Source organism: Enterobacter sp. EC_64, assembly GCF_019584165.1.
Taxonomy (GTDB): domain Bacteria; phylum Pseudomonadota; class Gammaproteobacteria; order Enterobacterales; family Enterobacteriaceae; genus Enterobacter; species Enterobacter roggenkampii.
Window position 1 is genome coordinate 67,484 of sequence record NZ_VDAS01000005.1, and the last position, 18,896, is coordinate 86,379.

17 protein-coding genes are annotated in these 18,896 nt (G+C 46.7%); all 17 read left to right on the forward strand.

What is annotated here, in order from left to right:
- Nucleotides 1–43: 43 nt before the first annotated feature.
- The gene (gene cpsG / locus FHC52_RS05445; protein ID WP_220419958.1) at nucleotides 44–1,414 is read left to right on the forward strand and encodes a phosphomannomutase/phosphoglucomutase; all 1,371 of its coding nucleotides are present in this window, start codon (nucleotides 44–46) and stop codon (nucleotides 1,412–1,414) included.
- A 46-nt stretch (nucleotides 1,415–1,460) separates the two neighbouring features.
- Nucleotides 1,461–2,855, forward strand: a complete 1,395-nt coding sequence (gene wcaJ, locus FHC52_RS05450) for an undecaprenyl-phosphate glucose phosphotransferase (RefSeq protein ID WP_008499429.1) — start codon at nucleotides 1,461–1,463, stop codon at nucleotides 2,853–2,855.
- 1 nt (nucleotide 2,856) lies between these two features.
- A complete protein-coding gene (gene wzxC, locus FHC52_RS05455; protein WP_039025004.1) occupies nucleotides 2,857–4,335 on the forward strand; it encodes a colanic acid undecaprenyl disphosphate flippase WzxC in 1,479 nt (492 codons plus the stop codon).
- A gap of 17 nt (nucleotides 4,336–4,352) precedes the next feature.
- Nucleotides 4,353–5,633: a colanic acid biosynthesis pyruvyl transferase WcaK gene (wcaK, locus tag FHC52_RS05460; protein WP_220419959.1), complete on the forward strand. Its 1,281-nt coding sequence runs from the start codon at nucleotides 4,353–4,355 to the stop codon at nucleotides 5,631–5,633.
- Nucleotides 5,630–6,850 carry a colanic acid biosynthesis glycosyltransferase WcaL gene (wcaL, locus tag FHC52_RS05465; protein ID WP_008499432.1) on the forward strand — a complete coding sequence of 407 codons (1,221 nt, stop codon included), beginning with the start codon at nucleotides 5,630–5,632 and terminating at the stop codon, nucleotides 6,848–6,850. The genes wcaK and wcaL overlap by 4 nt, the downstream gene beginning before the upstream one ends.
- A 12-nt stretch (nucleotides 6,851–6,862) precedes the next feature.
- Nucleotides 6,863–8,254: a colanic acid biosynthesis protein WcaM gene (gene wcaM, locus FHC52_RS05470; protein ID WP_044596700.1), complete on the forward strand. Its 1,392-nt coding sequence runs from the start codon at nucleotides 6,863–6,865 to the stop codon at nucleotides 8,252–8,254.
- A 176-nt stretch (nucleotides 8,255–8,430) separates the two neighbouring features.
- A complete protein-coding gene (gene galF / locus FHC52_RS05475; RefSeq protein ID WP_220419960.1) occupies nucleotides 8,431–9,327 on the forward strand; it encodes a GalU regulator GalF in 897 nt (298 codons plus the stop codon).
- Nucleotides 9,328–9,681: 354 nt separating this feature from the next.
- Nucleotides 9,682–10,767 (forward strand): dTDP-glucose 4,6-dehydratase, encoded by a 1,086-nt coding sequence (rfbB, locus tag FHC52_RS05480; protein ID WP_220419961.1) that lies wholly within the window; start codon nucleotides 9,682–9,684, stop codon nucleotides 10,765–10,767.
- Entirely contained in the window at nucleotides 10,767–11,666 is a 900-nt protein-coding gene (gene rfbD, locus FHC52_RS05485; RefSeq protein ID WP_063922181.1) for a dTDP-4-dehydrorhamnose reductase, read from the forward strand. Before rfbB ends, rfbD begins: the two co-directional genes overlap by 1 nt.
- A gap of 49 nt (nucleotides 11,667–11,715) precedes the next feature.
- Entirely contained in the window at nucleotides 11,716–12,594 is an 879-nt protein-coding gene (rfbA, locus tag FHC52_RS05490) for a glucose-1-phosphate thymidylyltransferase RfbA (RefSeq protein ID WP_024908090.1), read from the forward strand.
- Between the two features lie 3 nt (nucleotides 12,595–12,597).
- Nucleotides 12,598–13,140, forward strand: coding sequence for a dTDP-4-dehydrorhamnose 3,5-epimerase (rfbC, locus tag FHC52_RS05495; protein WP_063922182.1), 543 nt, complete (start codon nucleotides 12,598–12,600; stop codon nucleotides 13,138–13,140).
- A gap of 8 nt (nucleotides 13,141–13,148) precedes the next feature.
- Nucleotides 13,149–13,544 (forward strand): FdtA/QdtA family cupin domain-containing protein, encoded by a 396-nt coding sequence (locus tag FHC52_RS05500; RefSeq protein ID WP_024908089.1) that lies wholly within the window; start codon nucleotides 13,149–13,151, stop codon nucleotides 13,542–13,544.
- A 60-nt stretch (nucleotides 13,545–13,604) separates the two neighbouring features.
- On the forward strand, nucleotides 13,605–14,714 hold the full coding sequence (locus FHC52_RS05505; RefSeq protein ID WP_032645285.1) for a DegT/DnrJ/EryC1/StrS aminotransferase family protein: 1,110 nt from the start codon (nucleotides 13,605–13,607) through the stop codon (nucleotides 14,712–14,714).
- A complete protein-coding gene (locus tag FHC52_RS05510; protein WP_024908087.1) occupies nucleotides 14,711–15,973 on the forward strand; it encodes an O-antigen translocase in 1,263 nt (420 codons plus the stop codon). Before FHC52_RS05505 ends, FHC52_RS05510 begins: the two co-directional genes overlap by 4 nt.
- Nucleotides 15,970–17,061 carry a glycosyltransferase gene (locus tag FHC52_RS05515; RefSeq protein ID WP_063922183.1) on the forward strand — a complete coding sequence of 364 codons (1,092 nt, stop codon included), beginning with the start codon at nucleotides 15,970–15,972 and terminating at the stop codon, nucleotides 17,059–17,061. Before FHC52_RS05510 ends, FHC52_RS05515 begins: the two co-directional genes overlap by 4 nt.
- A complete protein-coding gene (locus FHC52_RS05520) occupies nucleotides 17,046–18,092 on the forward strand; it encodes an EpsG family protein (RefSeq protein ID WP_074168274.1) in 1,047 nt (348 codons plus the stop codon). The genes FHC52_RS05515 and FHC52_RS05520 overlap by 16 nt, the downstream gene beginning before the upstream one ends.
- Nucleotides 18,082–18,894, forward strand: coding sequence for a glycosyltransferase (locus FHC52_RS05525; protein ID WP_074168275.1), 813 nt, complete (start codon nucleotides 18,082–18,084; stop codon nucleotides 18,892–18,894). Before FHC52_RS05520 ends, FHC52_RS05525 begins: the two co-directional genes overlap by 11 nt.
- The last annotated feature ends 2 nt before the right edge of the window (nucleotides 18,895–18,896 follow it).

Below are 18,896 nucleotides of genomic sequence, written 5' to 3' on the forward strand. Positions count from 1 at the left end.
ATTTAGTGGTCAGGACCGACTGTTGCCTGAAAAAGGGGTCATCATGGATAAATTAACCTGTTTTAAAGCCTACGACATTCGCGGCAAGCTGGGCGAAGAGCTGAATGAAGACATTGCGTGGCGCATTGGCCGCGCGTACGGCGAATACTTAAAACCGCAGACCATCGTGCTGGGCGGCGACGTGCGTCTGACCAGTGAATCCCTCAAGCTGGCGCTGGCGAAAGGGCTGCAGGACGCGGGCGTAGACGTGCTGGACATCGGTCTTTCCGGAACCGAAGAGATTTACTTTGCCACCTTCCACCTGGGCGTGGACGGCGGTATTGAAGTGACGGCCAGCCACAATCCGATGGATTACAACGGCATGAAGCTGGTGCGCAAGGGCGCCCGTCCTATCAGCGGCGACACCGGCCTGCGCGACGTGCAGCGTCTGGCGGAAGCCAACGATTTCCCGCCGGTGAACGAGGCGAAGCGCGGCAGCTACAAAAAAATCAACCTGCAGAAAGAGTACATCGACCACCTGCTGGGCTACATCAACGTGGCAAACCTGAAGCCGCTGAAGCTGGTGATTAACTCCGGCAACGGCGCGGCTGGCCCGGTTGTCGATGCCCTAGAAGTGCGCTTTAAAGCACTGAACGTGCCGGTGACCTTCGTCAAAGTGCACAACACCCCGGACGGCAACTTCCCGAACGGCATTCCTAACCCGCTGCTGCCGGAGTGCCGTGACGACACCCGCAACGCGGTGATTGAACACGGCGCGGACATGGGTATCGCCTTTGACGGCGATTTTGACCGCTGCTTCCTGTTCGACGAGAAAGGGCAGTTCATCGAGGGCTACTACATTGTCGGCCTGCTGGCGGAAGCGTTCCTCGAGAAAAACCCTGGCGCGAAGATCATTCATGACCCGCGCCTCTCCTGGAACACCGTCGACGTGGTTTCTGCCGCAGGCGGCACGCCGGTGATGTCCAAAACCGGTCACGCCTTCATCAAAGAGCGCATGCGCGAAGAAGACGCCATCTACGGCGGCGAGATGAGCGCCCATCACTACTTCCGTGACTTTGCCTACTGCGACAGCGGGATGATCCCGTGGCTGCTGGTGACTGAACTGCTGTGCCTGAAGGGGAAAACCCTGGGCGAGCTGGTGCGCGACCGTATGGCGGCGTTCCCGGCGAGCGGAGAGATCAACAGCAAGCTGGCACAGCCTGCCGAGGCGATTGCCCGCGTGGAGCAGCACTTTGCCATCCACGCGCTGGAAATTGACCGTACCGACGGCATCAGCATGGCGTTCCCGCAGTGGCGCTTTAACCTGCGCTCGTCCAATACCGAGCCGGTGGTGCGCCTGAACGTGGAGTCCCGCGCTGACACCGCGCTGATGGAAGCCCGAACGAAGGACATTCTGGCGCTGTTGAATCAGTAATAACTGCCCCTCCCGGTGGGAGGGGGAACCGAATACAGGAACAACGATGACGAATCTAAAAAAACGCGAACGAGCGAGAACGAATGCATCGTTAATCTCTATGGTGCAGCGTTTTTCTGATATCACCATCATGGTCGGTGGATTGTGGGCGGTGTGTCGGATCAGCGGGCTGCCGTTCTTATATATGCATCTGCTGATGGCCCTGATTGCGCTGGTCGTGTTTCAAATGATCGGCGGTATGACCGATTTCTACCGCTCGTGGCGCGGCGTCAAAATGACCACTGAACTGATGCTGCTGCTGCAGAACTGGACCCTGAGCCTGATCTTCAGCGCAGGCCTGGTGGCATTTAGCCATGATTTTGATAATCGCCTCGTGACCTATCTGAGCTGGTATCTGTTGACCAGCGTCGGCATGGTGGTGTGCCGTTCCCTGATCCGCTTTGGCGCGGGTTGGCTGCGCAACCGGGGCTATAACCGTCGCTTCGTGGCGGTGGCAGGCGATCTGCCGGTTGGGAAAGTGCTGCTCGACAGCTTCCGCAAAGAGCCGTGGTTAGGCTTTGAAGTGGTCGGGATTTATCACGACGCAAAGCCTGGCGGCGTGCCTGCCGACTGGGCGGGCAACTACGATCAGCTGATTGACGATGCCAAAGCCGGCAAAATTCACAACGTCTACATCGCCATGCAGATGAAAGACGAATCCCGCATTAAGCAGCTGATGCGCGAGCTGGCGGATACCACCTGTTCAGTGATCCTGATCCCGGATGTGTTTACCTTCAACATTCTTCACTCCCGTATTGAAGAGGTGAACGGGGTGCCGGTCGTACCGCTGTACGACACGCCGCTGTCCGGTATTAACCGCGTGCTGAAGCGTCTGGAAGATATCGTGCTCTCTTCGCTGATTTTGCTGCTCATCTCCCCGGTGCTGTGCTGCATTGCTCTCGCGGTGAAGCTGAGCTCGCCAGGACCGGTTATCTTCCGTCAGACCCGCTACGGCATGGACGGTAAGCCGATTATGGTGTGGAAATTCCGCTCCATGAAGGTGATGGAGAACGACAAGGTCGTGACCCAGGCCACGCAGAACGATCCGCGCGTCACCCGCGTGGGGAACTTCTTGCGCCGCACCTCGCTGGACGAGCTGCCGCAGTTTATCAACGTCTTTACCGGCGGGATGTCGATTGTTGGCCCGCGTCCGCACGCGGTGGCGCATAACGAGCAGTACCGCTCGCTGATTGAAGGCTACATGCTGCGCCATAAGGTGAAGCCGGGCATCACCGGCTGGGCGCAAATCAACGGCTGGCGCGGCGAAACCGACACGCTGGAAAAAATGGAAAAACGCATCGAGTTCGATCTGGAGTACATCCGCGAGTGGAGCCTCTGGTTCGATATCAAGATTGTTTTTCTGACCATTTTCAAAGGTTTCGTGAACAAAGCGGCGTACTAAGATGAGCTTACGTGAAAAAACCATCAGCGGCGCCAAGTGGTCAGCGATGGCGACCATCGTCATCATTGGCCTCGGCCTGGTGCAGATGACGGTGCTGGCGCGCATTATCGATAATCACCAGTTCGGCCTGCTGACCGTCTCGCTGGTGATCATTGCGCTGGCCGATACGCTGTCTGACTTTGGTATCGCCAACTCGATTATCCAGCGCAAAGAGATCAGCCATCTTGAGCTGACCACGCTCTACTGGCTGAACGTGGGGCTGGGGATTTTCGTGTTTGTGCTGGTGTTCCTGCTGAGCGATACCATCGCCAGCGTGCTGCACAACCCGGATCTCGCCCCGCTGATGCGTACGCTGTCGTTTGCGTTCGTGGTGATCCCCCACGGGCAACAGTTCCGCGCGCTGATGCAGAAAGAGCTGGAGTTCAACAAGATCGGCATGATCGAGACCAGCGCCGTGCTGGCGGGCTTTACCTTTACCGTCGTGAGCGCCCATTTCTGGCCGCTGGCGATGACCGCCATCCTCGGTTACCTGGTGAACTCTGCCGTGCGCACGCTGCTGTTTGGCTACTTTGGGCGTAAAATTTACCGCCCGGGACTGCATTTCTCTCTTGCGTCCGTCTCGTCCAACCTGCGCTTTGGCGCGTGGCTGACGGCGGACAGCATTATCAACTACGTGAACACCAACCTCTCGACGCTGGTGCTGGCACGTATTCTCGGCGCGAGCGTGGCGGGGGGCTACAACCTGGCCTACAACGTCGCGGTGGTGCCGCCGATGAAGCTGAACCCGATAATCACCCGCGTGCTGTTCCCGGCGTTTGCCAAGATTCAGGACGACACCGAAAAGCTGCGCATTAACTTTTACAAGCTGCTTTCGGTGGTGGGGATCATCAACTTCCCGGTGCTGCTGGGGTTGATGGTGGTGTCCAGCAACTTCGTGCCGCTGGTGTTTGGCGATAAGTGGAACGGCATCATCCCGATCCTGCAGCTGCTGTGCGTGGTGGGGCTGCTGCGCTCCGTGGGAAACCCGATTGGGTCCCTGCTGATGGCAAAAGCGCGCGTGGACATCAGCTTTAAGTTCAACGTATTCAAAACCTTCCTGTTTATTCCGGCAATTATCGTCGGCGGGCACATGGCGGGCGCTATTGGCGTGACGCTGGGCTTCCTGCTGGTGCAGATCGTCAATACCGTCCTGAGCTACTTCATCATGATTAAACCGGTGCTGGGCTCCAGCTACCGTCAGTACATCCTGAGCCTGTGGCTGCCGTTCTATCTCTCATTGCCGACCCTGGCGGTGAGCTACGGCCTGGGCATTATCCTCAGCGGGCATCTGCCGCTGGCCGCGCTGCTGGCGGTGCAGGTTGCCGCGGGGGCGCTGGCCTTCGTCGTGATGATCGTGCTGTCGCGCAATGCGCTGGTCGTTGAGATGAAGCGCCAGTTTTGCCGTAACGAAAAAATGAAAACGCTGCTTCGCGCAGGCTAGTTATTTAAGAGGCCATTATGAAATTATTAATTCTTGGCAACCATACCTGCGGCAACCGTGGCGACAGCGCCATCCTGCGCGGTTTACTGGATGCAATTAACACCCTTAAGCCTGAGACCGAAGTTGACGTGATGAGCCGTTATCCTGTCAGCTCATCCTGGTTACTGAACCGCCCGGTGATGGGCGATCCGCTTTACAGCCAGATGAAACAGCATAACAACGCCGCGGGCGTGATGGGCCGCGTGAAGAAAGTGCTGCGTCGTCGCTACCAGCATCAGGTGCTGCTTTCCCGCGTGACCGATACCGGCAAGCTGCGCAACATCGCCATCGCGCAGGGCTTTACCGACTTTGTTCGTCTGCTGTCCGGCTATGACGCCATTATTCAGGTCGGCGGTTCGTTCTTCGTCGATCTCTACGGAGTGCCGCAGTTTGAGCATGCGCTTTGTACGTTCATGGCGAAAAAGCCGCTGTTTATGATTGGCCACAGCGTGGGGCCTTTCCAGGATCCGCAGTTTAACCAGCTCGCAAACTATGTCTTCGGCCACTGCGACGCGCTGATCCTGCGCGAGTCGGTCAGCCTTGAGATGATGAAGCGCAGCGAGATTGACACGTCCAAAGTTGAGCACGGCGTGGATACCGCCTGGCTGGTGGATCACCAGGACGACAGCTTCCAGCCGAGCTACGCGGTGCAGCACTGGCTCGACGTTACGGCGAAACAGAAAACCGTCGCGATCACCCTGCGCGAGCTGGCGCCATTCGATAAACGTTTAGGCACGACGCAGGCGGCGTATGAGCAAGCGTTCGCCGACGTGGTGAACCGCGTGCTGGAGAGCGGGTACCAGGTGCTGGCGCTATCCACCTGTACCGGTATCGACAGCTACAACAAAGATGACCGCATGGTGGCTCTCAACCTGCGCAACCTGGTGAACGATCCGTCCCGCTATCACGTGGTGATGGACGAGCTGAACGACCTGGAGATGGGCAAACTGCTCTCCGCCTGCGACCTGACCGTGGGCACGCGCCTGCACTCGGCCATTATCTCCATGAACTTTGGCACGCCAGCCATCGCTATTAACTACGAGCACAAGTCCGCGGGCATTATGCAGCAGCTCGGTATGCCGGAAATGGCCGTTGATATTCGTCATCTGCTGGATGGGTCGCTGGGTGCGATGGTGGGCGACACGCTCGGCCAGCTGCCTGCGATCAATGAACGTCTGGCGGTGGCGGTGAAAGCCGAGCGCGAGAAGGGCATTGGGATGGTGAAATCGGTACTCGATCGCGTACGGGAGGGGAAATGAAGGTTGGTTTCTTCTTACTGAAATTTCCGCTGTCGTCTGAGACCTTTGTTCTGAATCAAATCACCGCGTTTATCGATATGGGATATGACGTGGAGATTATCGCCCTGCAAAAGGGCGATACCCAAAACACCCATGCGGCGTATACCCAGTATGGGCTGGAGGCAAAAACCCGCTGGCTGCAGGACGAGCCGTCCGGGAAGCTGAGCAAGCTGCGCCACCGCGCCAGCCAGACCTTACGTGGGATCCATCGCGCGTCGACGTGGCGGGCGTTGAATGTTTCCCGCTATGGGTCGGAATCACGCAATTTAATTCTCTCGGCCATCTGCGGGCAAACGGCGCAGCCGTATCGTGCTGACGTGTTTATCGCCCACTTTGGCCCGGCAGGCGTGACCGCCGCGAAGTTACGCGAACTGGGCGTGATTGACGGTAAAATTGCGACCATTTTCCACGGTATCGACATCTCCAGCCGTGAAGTGCTGAACCATTATACGCCGGAGTACCAGCAGCTTTTCCGCCGCGGCGACATGATGCTGCCCATTAGCGAACTGTGGGCCGGACGCCTGAAAAGCATGGGCTGCCCGGGAGAGAAAATTGCCGTGTCGCGCATGGGCGTGGATTTAACGCGCTTTACCCGCCGTCCGGTGAAGGTGCCGGGCAAGCCGCTGCAGATCATCTCCGTCGCGCGTCTGACCGAGAAGAAAGGCCTGCATGTGGCGATTGAAGCCTGCCGCCAGCTGAAAGCGCGCGGGGTGGATTTCCACTACCGCATTCTCGGGATTGGGCCGTGGGAGCGTCGTCTGCGCACGCTGATCGAACAGTATCAGCTGGAAGATGTCGTAGAGATGCCGGGCTTCAAGCCGAGCCACGAGGTCAAGGCGATGCTCGATGAGGCAGATGTGTTCCTGCTGCCTTCCGTAACGGGAGCCGATGGCGATATGGAGGGCATTCCGGTGGCGCTGATGGAGGCGATGGCCGTCGGGATACCTGTGGTCTCGACCATTCACAGCGGGATCCCGGAGCTGATTAAGTCTGACCATTCCGGCTGGCTGGTGCCGGAGAATAACGCCATGGCGCTCGCCGATCGCTTAGCTGCCTTCAGCGATATCGACCAGCAGGCGCTGGAGCCCGTGCTCCATAATGCCCGACAAAAAGTTGAAGCCGATTTTAACCAGCAGGTGATTAACCGTCAGTTAGCCAGCCTGCTGCAAACGTTGTAACGCCGAGGATGTATGCTGAAAAAGATTACCCGACGCACCTTTGTCTCGTCTCTGTCCGTTCTGGCGGCTACGCCGCTGCTGTCGTCCCGCATTGCGCGGGCGGCGAGTGGAAGAACGGTCTCTGTTAATCAGTACAATAACAACGACTGGATCGCGGCCTTTAAGCAGGCGTTTAATGACGGGGACACGGTCGTTGTCCCTGCCGGGCTGACCTGTGAAAACATCAACACGGGTATTTTCATTCCCGACGGTAAAACGCTGCTGATTCGCGGGGCGTTAACCGGCAATGGCCGCGGCCGCTTTGTTCTGCAGGAAGGCAGCAAGGTGGTAGGCGAAGGCGCTGGCCGCACGGAGAACATTACGCTCGACGTTCGCGGCTCTAACTGCGTCATCAAAGGGCTGGCCATGAGCGGTTTTGGCCCTGTGACGCAAATCTACATCGGCGGTAAGAAACCGAGCGTGATGCGCAATCTGGTGATTGATAATATCAGCGTGAGTCAGGCCAACTACGCCATCCTGCGCCAGGGTTTCCACAACCAGGTGGACGGCGCCCGCATCACCAACAGCAAATTTAGCCATCTGCAGGGCGATGCGATCGAATGGAACGTCGCCATCAACGATCGCAATATCCTGATCTCCGATCATGTCATCGACAACATCAACTGCACCAACGGCAAGATCAACTGGGGCATCGGCATTGGCCTTGCCGGGAGCACCTACGACAACGACTACCCGGAAAAGCAAACCGTTAAGAACTTCGTGGTGGCCAACATCACCGGCAGCAACTGTCGTCAGCTGGTGCATGTGGAAAACGGGAAGCACTTTGTTATCCGCAATATTAAGGCCAAAAATATCACCCCAGACTTCAGTAAAAAGGCGGGAATAGACAACGCCACGGTGGCGATTTATGGCTGTGATAATTTCATTATTGATAATGTCGACATGGTCAACAGCGCGGGAATGTTAATCGGCTATGGGGTCATAAAAGGCGATTATTTGTCCATCCCGCAGAACTTCAAGCTCAATAATATTCATCTCGATAACCGCCAGCTCGCCTATAAATTGCGCGGAATACAGATTTCATCCGGTAATGCGACGTCGTTTGTGGCGATTACCAATGTGGAAATGCAGCGCGCAACGCTGGAACTGCACAACAAGCCGCAGCATCTTTTCTTACGTAATATCAATGTGATGCAGGAAGCCGCCGTGGGTCCTGCCCTGAAGATCAACTTCGATCTGCGCAAAGATGTACGAGGTAAATTTATGGCGAAAGACGAGACGCTGCTTTCGCTGGCGAACATCAAAGCTGTGAACGAGAAGGGGCAAAGCTCGGTGGATATTGACCGGGTCGACCAGCAGGTGGTGAATGTGGAAAGACTGAACTTTGCGCTGCCGCACAGATAATCGACAATAATCTGTTTTAAGACGATTCCTGGCATATAAGCGCGATCGAATCAGATTACAACTACAGAAATATGTGATGCTAAGGCGTAACATTGCTTCAGGATTACGGCAAATCATGCTGGCGAAAACAGGTTTAAGAGCTATAATTCGTCAACCATTTTAAGGTGGAAGAAATAATGATTAATTTGAAAGCAGTCATTCCGGTAGCAGGCCTGGGCATGCATATGCTGCCCGCCACAAAAGCCATTCCTAAAGAGATGCTGCCGATCGTCGACAAGCCAATGATTCAGTACATTGTCGACGAGATTGTTGCTGCAGGGATCAAAGAAATCGTCCTGGTTACGCACTCATCCAAGAATGCGGTAGAAAACCACTTCGACACCTCTTACGAACTCGAAGCGTTGCTTGAGCAGCGCGTTAAGCGTCAGCTGCTGGCGGAAGTGCAGTCTATTTGTCCGCCGGGCGTGACCATCATGAACGTGCGTCAGGCGCAGCCGCTGGGTCTGGGGCACTCGATCCTTTGTGCCCGTCCGGTTGTGGGTGACAATCCCTTCATCGTTGTGCTGCCGGATATCATCATTGATAACGCGTCTGCCGATCCGCTGCGTTACAACCTGGCGGCAATGGTGGCACGTTTCAACGAAACGGGCCGTAGCCAGGTGCTGGCGAAGCGCATGAAAGGCGATCTCTCCGAGTACTCCGTAATTCAGACCAAAGAAGCGCTGGAAACGGAAGGGCAGGTGAGCCGCATCGTTGAGTTCATCGAAAAACCGGATCAGCCGCAGACGCTGGACTCGGACCTGATGGCGGTTGGTCGCTATGTTCTGAACGCCGACATCTGGGCGGAACTGGAAAAAACCGAGCCAGGCGCCTGGGACCGTATTCAGTTGACCGACGCGATTGCCGAACTGGCGAAAAAACAGTCTGTTGACGCGATGCTGATGACCGGCGACAGCTATGACTGCGGTAAGAAAATGGGCTATATGCAGGCGTTCGTGAACTATGGGCTGCGCAACCTGAAGGAAGGGGCGAAGTTCAGAAGCCGGATTGAGAAATTGCTGGCTAACGACTGATATTTCAGCCTCGATCTGAACAAACGGCAGTCATTATTTTGGTGTGTTGATCTCTAACCAAAATGATGACTGCCGTTTTTTGTTATAAATTAAAGCATTACATAGACTTATCTGATTTAAATCTGGACCGCTTTGTAGCGATTTGTGCTTGTTTCTGAGGTCGTTTAGGACGACAATTAACGCCAGTTTTTTGTCTGTATCCAGACAAGAAAAATCATTTAATCAAACATCGCTCAGTGCACTGGTAGCTGTTAAGCCAGGGGCGGTAGCGTGCTCAATTTCTGAAACTGGTTATAAATTCTCAGTTTTCAGAGCGCCAGTATCCAGACATATACACTAGACGGAACAGATAACGTGAAAATTCTTGTGACGGGCGGGGCCGGCTTTATCGGCTCCGCGGTTGTACGACATATTATTAAAAATACCCAGGACGACGTCGTCAACGTGGACAAGCTGACCTATGCCGGCAACCTTGAGTCGCTTAGTGAAGTCAGCGACAGCGACCGCTATGTTTTTGAACATGCCGATATTTGCGACAAAGACGCTATGGATCGCATTTTCGCAAAGCATAAGCCTGACGCAGTGATGCACCTGGCCGCTGAAAGTCACGTCGATCGTTCCATTACTGGCCCGGCAGCGTTTATCGAAACGAATATCGTCGGCACTTACGTGCTTCTGGAATCTGCTCGTGCATACTGGTCAACGTTGGATGAGCAGGCGAAGAAAGCGTTTCGTTTCCATCACATCTCTACCGACGAAGTGTATGGTGATTTACCGCATCCGGATGAGCATCCGGCATCAACTGAGCTGCCACTCTTCACTGAAACTACCGCGTATGCACCAAGCAGCCCGTATTCAGCGTCGAAAGCCTCCAGTGACCATCTCGTGCGTGCCTGGCTGCGTACCTACGGTTTCCCGACTATTGTCACCAACTGTTCGAATAACTACGGCCCGTACCATTTCCCGGAAAAACTGATCCCATTGGTTATCCTGAATGCGCTGGACGGTAAAGCACTGCCTATTTATGGGAATGGTGACCAGATTCGTGACTGGCTGTATGTAGAAGATCATGCGCGTGCACTCTACACCGTTGTCACTCAAGGGAAACCTGGGGAAACGTACAATATTGGCGGCCATAACGAGAAGCAGAACCTGGACGTAGTGCATACGATTTGCGATCTGCTTGATGAGATAGTGCCTAAAGAGGGGTCATATCGCGATCAGATTACGTATGTTGCTGACCGTCCGGGTCATGACCGTCGTTACGCGATTGATGCGCATAAAATTGGCGTTGAGCTGGGCTGGAAGCCTGAGGAGACGTTCGAAAGCGGAATTCGCAAGACGGTGGAATGGTATCTGAGCAATCAGAATTGGGTTAACAACGTGAAAAGCGGTGCTTATAAAAGTTGGATCGAACAGAACTACGGGGAACGTTCATAATGAATATTCTTCTGTTCGGTAAAACAGGGCAGGTGGGGTGGGAACTCCAGCGTGCGCTTGCCCCACTAGGAAACTTAATAGCGGTCGATGTGCATTCTAAAGAGTATTGCGGAGACTTTAGCAATCCTAAAGGAATTGCGGAAACTGTTCGTACAATTAGACCTGACGTTATCGTTAATGCCGCAGCGCATACGGCCGTAGATAAGGCTGAGTCTGAGCCGGATTTTGCCAGACTCCTCAACGCAACAAGCGTTGAAGCGATAGCCAAAGAAGCCGCAAAAATAGACGCATGGGTTATTCACTACTCTACCGACTATGTATTCCCCGGAGACGGTGAAAAGCCATGGTATGAAACGGATTTGACTGCTCCACTGAATGTGTACGGTGAGACAAAGCTTGAAGGTGAAAAGGCATTACAGGCGCATTGTCCTAAGCATCTTATTTTCCGTACCAGTTGGGTATATGCGGGGAAGGGCAACAATTTCGCTAAAACGATGTTGCGGCTCGCAAAAGAGCGTCAAGAACTCTCCGTAATCAATGATCAAGTTGGTGCCCCAACGGGGGCTGAGTTGTTAGCCGACTGTTCAGCGCATGCTATTCGTGTCGCAATGAGGAAGCCTGAAGTTGCAGGCCTCTACCATCTTGTCGCGTCAAATACGACAACCTGGTATGACTATGCAGCACTGGTGTTTGATGAGGCCAGAAAAGCAGGTATTGAGTTGGCCATTGAAAAGCTAAATGCGGTTCCAACATCGGCTTACCCGACTCCTGCACGTCGACCGCATAACTCACGCTTGAACACAGAGAAGTTTCAGGCGAACTTTGGTCTTGTACTCCCTTCCTGGGATATTGGCGTAAAGCGGATGCTTACCGAGCTTTTTACAACACAATCAATTTAATGAGATAAATGCCCTTATATGGGCATTTGGTTTTTATAGAGAAAAAATGATGGCTACGCGTAAAGGTATTATTCTGGCCGGTGGTTCTGGCACCCGTCTGTACCCTGTGACCATGGCGGTGAGTAAACAACTACTGCCAATTTATGACAAACCAATGATCTACTATCCGCTGTCAACACTCATGCTGGCAGGGATAAAAGATATTCTTATTATCAGCACTCCACAAGATACACCACGTTTTGAACAATTGCTGGGTGATGGCAGCCAGTGGGGACTGAATCTGCAATATAAAGTACAGCCAAGTCCAGATGGCCTTGCACAGGCATTTATCATCGGTGAAGAGTTTATCGGTGATGATAGCTGTGCTTTGGTATTGGGTGACAACATTTTCTACGGGCATGACCTACCGAAGCAACTTGAAGCCGCAGTAGATAAAGCTGATGGTGCCACCGTATTTGCCTATCATGTTAATGACCCTGAGCGCTATGGTGTGGTGGAGTTTGATAAGAGCGGCACCGCAATTAGTTTGGAAGAGAAGCCGTTAGAACCGAAGAGCAATTACGCCGTTACAGGGCTGTATTTCTATGATAATGACGTGGTTGAAATGGCAAAAAATCTGAAGCCGTCTGCACGTGGTGAGTTAGAAATTACAGATATTAACCGTATTTATCTTGAGCAGGGACGCCTGTCTGTTGCAATGATGGGGCGTGGGTACGCGTGGCTGGATACGGGGACCCATCAGAGTCTGATAGAAGCAAGTAATTTTATTGCGACAATTGAAGAGCGCCAGGGATTGAAGGTTTCCTGTCCTGAAGAGATTGCATTTCGTAAAGGTTTTATTGATGCGGAGCAGGTTAAAAAGCTTTCTATTCCCCTTTCAAAAAATGCCTATGGGCAATATCTTTTAAAGATGATTAAAGGCTATTAAGGCATGAATATAATTAAGACTAAAATTTCTGATGTGCTACTGATTGAGCCTGAAATTTTTTGTGATGAACGAGGTTATTTCTATGAAAGTTTTAATCTAAAAAAATTTGAAGAAATAATAAATCGTAAGATAGAATTTGTGCAGGATAATCACTCTAAATCAACAAAAGGAGTACTTAGAGGGTTGCATTATCAAACCAAACCTTTTGCACAAGGTAAGCTTGTTAGATGCGTTCATGGCGAAGTTTATGATGTCGCAGTTGATTTAAGACAGTCTTCATCAACTTTTGGACAATGGGTAGGTTATATACTTTCTTCTGAAAATAAACGTCAATTATGGATACCAGAAGGTTTTGCTCATGGGTTCGTATGTTTGAGCAATGAAGCAGAGTTTTTATATAAAACTACAAATTATTACTCTAAAAACCACGAAAGAACAATTGCCTGGAATGATCCAGATTTAAATATTGACTGGAAAGGCATAGATTTTATTCTTTCCTCAAAAGATGCTGCTGGTCAGGCCTTTAACGAAGCTGAATTATTTTAAGAGATTTTATGAATATTGTAAAAATTCCCTTACAGATGCACGGTGATGAGCGAGGGTTATTGGTTGCTATTGAAGAAAATAGGCATATACCTTTTAATATAAAGCGTGTTTATTATATGTATGATACTCAAACAAAGGTACGAAGAGGCTATCATGCTCATAAAAAAACAACCCAAGTTGCGATAGTTCTAAAAGGTTCATGTAAATTCCTCTTCGATGATGGCTATACTAAGCAAGATATTACCTTAGACAATCCTGCTGTTGGATTATTGATCGAACCACTTGTGTGGCATGAAATGTATGATTTTTCTGATGACTGCATATTAATGGTATTGGCCGATGATTTTTATGATGAGAGCGATTATATTAGAAATTACGATGATTTTGTAAAGTCAGTTTGCTAATTAATTATAGTCGTCTTTATTGTAACTATCATGGCTGTTTAAATTTGATATGGGAAAAAAATGTCAAAAATAGATTTTTTAAATTTAAAGAGAATTAATAAACAATATCGTTCTGAGTTGATAAATGCTTGTGAAAAAGTAATCGATTCAGGTTGGTATATTATGGGGAGTGAGCTGGATAAGTTTGAAAATAGTTTTGCTAATTATTGTGGTGCAAAATATTGCATAGGTGTTGCAAATGGACTTGATGCACTTACCCTTACTCTAAGGGCATGGAAAGAATTAGGTAAGCTCGCAGATGGTGATGAAGTATTGGTTCCCGCTAACACTTATATTGCTTCAATATTAGCAATTACGGAAAATAAACTATGTCCGGTTCTGGTGGAGCCTGATTCAAAGTCTTTCAATATAAGCCCTGAAAAACTTCGAGAACAAATCACCCCAAAAACTAAAGTAATCCTGCCTGTTCATCTTTACGGGCAAATATCAGAAATGAATGAGTTGTCAAAAATTGCAAAAGAAAATGACCTGTTAATTCTTGAGGATTGTGCACAAGCCCATGGAGCTAAGCTAGAGGGAAAACTAGCTGGAAATTGGGGCGATGCAGGTGCTTTTAGTTTCTATCCAGGAAAAAATCTGGGGGCTCTAGGAGATGCTGGGGCAATCGTTACAAATGATCCTGAACTAGCAGATACATTAAAAGCGCTTAGAAATTATGGTTCTAAAGTAAAATATGTAAATGATTTCCAGGGAGTTAATAGTCGATTAGATGAGTTACAAGCAGCTTTTCTAAATGTCAAGCTTAAATATTTAGATAATGAAACTAAAATACGACAAGAAATAGCACAGTATTATATCAAAAATATAAATAACCCATTGATTTCGCTGCCTAAATATAATGCCGTTGAAAATCATGTATGGCACCTATTTGTAATTATGACACCTGAACGTGAAAAATTGCAGGCATATCTTTTAGAGAATAACGTCAGCACATTAATACACTATCCACTTCCACCTCATAAACAAAAAGCTTATAGCTCGTTAAATCAGGTGTCTTTACCTGTCACTGAAAAAATTCATAAAGAAGTCCTTTCTCTTCCACTAGATCCAACAATGGAATACAGTGACTTAGATAAAATAATAAATCTTATTAACACGTTTTCTGTATGAAAAAAATACTAAAAATAACAAGCATGTCTGCATTCTTAACGTTGTTTAAAATGCTGATAGGTTTTGTTATTTCAAAAGCTGCTGCAGTTTATGCCGGTCCTGCTGGTGTTGTGGTTTTAGGGCAAATGCAGAGTTTGATTGGTAGTGTAATGGGAATACTTAACGCGCCTGTTAGTACAGGCGTTATAAAATATACATCTGAAAATGGAGATAAAAATAGCTTTTGGTGGTGGCGTGCGAGTTTTATTATTCTCTGTTCTATTTCTATTCCTGTTATTTTTTGTATGATAATTTATTCTGGGTTTATATCTTATCATGTATTGGGTTCCAGTGAGTATAAATGGCTGATTATAATAACATCATTAACTCTACCTGTGGCTGCAATAGGAACATTAATTACTTCAATATTTAATGGGTTAGAACTTTACCGAAAATATTTGATAAGCGGAGCGTTATCAACAGTAATAACTTTTTTTATAATGATTTTTCTTATTCTTAAATATAATATCAATGGTGTTTTAATTGCTGCAGGGATACAAGGTGGGCTTACAGGTATAGTATTAGTTGTTCTTGCTATTAATTCACATTGGTGTAAGTTGTCAAACTTTATTGGCAAGGTAAATAAGAAGCAATTAAAAAATATATCCAAGTTTTTCGTAATGACTGCAATTAGCGCAATGCTTTTCCCTGCTACGATACTTATCGTCAGAAGTATAATTTCAAATGCTGTTGGCTTACAAAGTGCTGGTAACTGGCAGGCAGTATGGCGGATTTCGGAAGCTTATCTTGCCGTAATTACGATGGCACTTAGCACTTATTACCTTCCAAAATTAGCGAAAACCAATGGATATTATAATATTAAGGCTGAAATACATTATGTCTTAAAGTTTATATTACCAACTATTGTTTTAATGGCTACATTTGTTTTCTTTTGTAGAGATTTATTAATATCCATTCTATTTACCAAAGAATTTTCACTTGCTAGAGAGTTATTTGCAGTACAGTTAATTGGCGATGTTATAAAAATCATAAGTTGGTTATATGCATATCCTGTTCTGGCTCATGGTAAGGCTAAAGTATATATTATAACGGAATTATCGTTCTCGTTCTTATTAGTCGGTCTGACATATCTTTTTGTGCATCGATTTGGAGTGCATGGTGCAAATTATGCATTTGCGCTGAATTATTTTTTATATTTAGTATTAATGAGAATTATTCTAAAGAGAATCACTTTCGATGAGGGAGAAGGTAAGTTATGAGAGTTCTTTTGCTAGGTGATTATAGTAGTGTGCATTATAACCTTTGGCGAATACTTAATGATAAAGGTATAGACTGTACTTTACTCTCTGATGGTGATGGATATAAAAATATCCCGACTAATTTAAAATGGTTCCCAGCACCCGCTGAGTCAAAAGCTAAAATTTATGCTAATGTACACGGACGAGAGTTTTGGGAGGAAAACTATGAGTTTATTAAAGGTATCAAAGGGTTCGATGTTGTCCAAATTATTAATCCTGTTATTTGCGAGCAACTTAACTCTAATCTAAATAAATTGCTTTTTGACATATTAACTGAAAATAATAAGAAAGTTTTTATGTATGCTGTTGGTGACGACACTGCTTGGGTTTCATATCATATAAAAAATAAAACAAAAAGCATGTTTAATAATAAAAAAATTTTTCTGAGTAAGGAGATTTATCATTGTGGTAGATACTTATTCTATCCAGGATATCGAAATTTATCAGAGTATGTTGCATCTAAAGTTAATGCTATTATTCCTGGTTCTGTTGATTACTTGCAGCCTTATGAGAAAAAAACAAATTGTACAAAAGTTGTACCTTTCCCAATTGATGTAAAAAAATTCGAGCTTTGTGAAAGCGACAATAAGCGTGTTAAAATCTTCCACGGTATTCAAAATGGGAAAAACTATAGAAAAGGAGATTATGTCTTTAATAAAGCAAAATCCTTAATTTCAAATGCTGAATTCATAGACATTCGATCTGTACCATTCTCACAATATATTGAGTTAATGAAAAATTCTGACATCATTTTCGATCAGACGTTTTCTTATGATCAAGGTATGAATGCCATAATGGGAATGGCATATGGGAAAGTAGTTTTTTCAGGCTTTGAAGATGAATTCCTAAAGTATTACAATTTGAATAATGATGAGATAGGAATAAACGCAACTTCGGATTTTCTTCATATCGCTGATAAAACTAACGAGTTAATTACATCATCTAAATTAAGAAAAAAAATCAGTGAAAGTGCAAGAGAGTTTATAATAAAAAATCATTCTGATAATATTGTTTGCGATGAGTTTATAAAAATATGGGAATCATATTAGTAGCGCTATATGTTTTTGCTTTTTTAATTGCGATAAAAACTAAAATTTCATCCTCATATAATCAGAAATTATTTTATCTCTACTTGTTTGTATGTTACGCTGTTGCAGCTCTAAGAGATAGTTCTTTTCCAGATTATGAAGAATATGCAAATATTTATAAAAGCTTATCCAATTTAAGCTTTTGGGAAGCAATTACATCACTAGAGATTCATGGTGAAATTGGATTTAAAGCCATTAACTGGTTATTGTCTTGTTTTTCAGATGATGTAACCATATTGATGATAATATTCTCTAGTTTGTCATTTTTTTTGTTTTATAAGATTTGTTATCAATACTCTATAAATCCTGTATATGCATGGTTAGTATATTTTCCTTATTCATTTATGTTGAAGGATTTGGCGCAAATTAGAAATGCTGTGGCATCGTTATTAGTTGTCTATGCTTTACTTTCGCTTACTAAAGTAAGATCATTTTTAATTCTTATCATTGCATCTCTTTTCTTTCAAAAATATACAATAACATCTATTATAGCCACATATAAGCCTAAGATAATATATGCGAATTATTTCTGGATTTTTATAGTTTTGATGTTTCTTATACCATCTGTGAGTATAGAACAATTGCATGGCTTACCTGTAATTGGGTTTGATTTATCAAGGTACATTAATTCTGAGTATGTGGTAGGAAACTCCATTTTTCAGAAAGTCAAAATGTTGGCATTAGCATTGTTTATTTCTACTTGTTTTATTCGAGTAATTTACAATGACGCTCGATTAAAATCATTATACGTTGCTTTCATTGGTGCATATTTTTATTACTGCCTGTTTTTTAATATACCAATAATCTCGCAGCGTTTAGGTGGTTATCTTTCATCGGTAGAACCGTTTCTTTTTGCGTTGCTCCTAGAAAAGGTTTCTAAGAGAAATAGCATTCTATTCTTTATCTTTATTTTGTTATTAAGTTTATTCTACTTTATGTTTAATATATTTAGTAGGGATTTTTTAAAAGGGCTTTTTGTTTATGGAACATAATAAGGATTCTTTAGTTTCTATTATTTTACCGTGTTCGAGAGTTGATTCATTTTTAGAAGAGTCAATAAATAGTATTCTCTCTCAAACCTACCGAAATTTTGAACTTATTATTATTGCAAATGGTGTTAGCGAGAAAGAACTATTATATCTAGAGAATTTATCAAAAACTGATGACAGAATTAGATTATTGCATACACTAATCAAAGGACTTACTTTTGCTCTGAATCTAGCTATTCATGAGGCAAAAGGAGTCTTTGTTGCACGGATGGATGCTGACGATATTTCTCATAAAGAAAGAATAGAAAGACAAGTTGAATTTTTAGACGCTAACCCAGACTATTCTGTAGTTGGGTGCAAAGTTGATTTGGTTGATGAAAACAATCAAGTTTTATCAAAAAAATTCCCTTTCTATGAGCATCATCAAGAAATTTCAAAAATCATTTGCCTTCGAAATGTCATGTGCCATCCTGCGTTAATGTTCAGAAAAGAAAGTCTTTTGGCCGTAGGAGCATATAAATTTGGTTTCATGTCGGAAGATCATGAACTATTTATCCGCATGATTTGTCAAAATATGAAGTTTTATAATTTACCACTTCATCTTTTCTCATATAGAAGACACTCTGCGCAGATTACAAATATAAGTCATGCCTGGAAACATTTCTTCGAAATTAGTTCATTCTTATATATGCATGCTTTTGTTGATCGAAAATTCAAATGCCTGTTAGGGGCTGTGATCGTTTTTCCACCTGTAAGGGTATTACATACCTTCTTGCGGCGTATATATTTTAAGAAGGGGCGCTAGAA

Excerpts from the sequence above, each read along its gene's own strand:
- cpsG (WP_220419958.1), top strand. The coding sequence starts at position 44 with ATGGATAAATTAACCTGTTTTAAAGCCTACGACATTCGCGGCAAGCTG.
- wcaJ (WP_008499429.1), top strand. The coding sequence starts at position 1,461 with ATGACGAATCTAAAAAAACGCGAACGAGCGAGAACGAATGCATCGTTA.
- wzxC (WP_039025004.1), top strand. The coding sequence starts at position 2,857 with ATGAGCTTACGTGAAAAAACCATCAGCGGCGCCAAGTGGTCAGCGATG.
- wcaK (WP_220419959.1), top strand. The coding sequence starts at position 4,353 with ATGAAATTATTAATTCTTGGCAACCATACCTGCGGCAACCGTGGCGAC.
- wcaL (WP_008499432.1), top strand. The coding sequence starts at position 5,630 with ATGAAGGTTGGTTTCTTCTTACTGAAATTTCCGCTGTCGTCTGAGACC.
- wcaM (WP_044596700.1), top strand. The coding sequence starts at position 6,863 with ATGCTGAAAAAGATTACCCGACGCACCTTTGTCTCGTCTCTGTCCGTT.
- galF (WP_220419960.1), top strand. The coding sequence starts at position 8,431 with ATGATTAATTTGAAAGCAGTCATTCCGGTAGCAGGCCTGGGCATGCAT.
- rfbD (WP_063922181.1), top strand. The coding sequence starts at position 10,767 with ATGAATATTCTTCTGTTCGGTAAAACAGGGCAGGTGGGGTGGGAACTC.
- rfbA (WP_024908090.1), top strand. The coding sequence starts at position 11,716 with ATGGCTACGCGTAAAGGTATTATTCTGGCCGGTGGTTCTGGCACCCGT.
- rfbC (WP_063922182.1), top strand. The coding sequence starts at position 12,598 with ATGAATATAATTAAGACTAAAATTTCTGATGTGCTACTGATTGAGCCT.
- FHC52_RS05500 (WP_024908089.1), top strand. The coding sequence starts at position 13,149 with ATGAATATTGTAAAAATTCCCTTACAGATGCACGGTGATGAGCGAGGG.
- FHC52_RS05505 (WP_032645285.1), top strand. The coding sequence starts at position 13,605 with ATGTCAAAAATAGATTTTTTAAATTTAAAGAGAATTAATAAACAATAT.
- FHC52_RS05510 (WP_024908087.1), top strand. The coding sequence starts at position 14,711 with ATGAAAAAAATACTAAAAATAACAAGCATGTCTGCATTCTTAACGTTG.
- FHC52_RS05515 (WP_063922183.1), top strand. The coding sequence starts at position 15,970 with ATGAGAGTTCTTTTGCTAGGTGATTATAGTAGTGTGCATTATAACCTT.
- FHC52_RS05520 (WP_074168274.1), top strand. The coding sequence starts at position 17,046 with ATGGGAATCATATTAGTAGCGCTATATGTTTTTGCTTTTTTAATTGCG.
- FHC52_RS05525 (WP_074168275.1), top strand. The coding sequence starts at position 18,082 with ATGGAACATAATAAGGATTCTTTAGTTTCTATTATTTTACCGTGTTCG.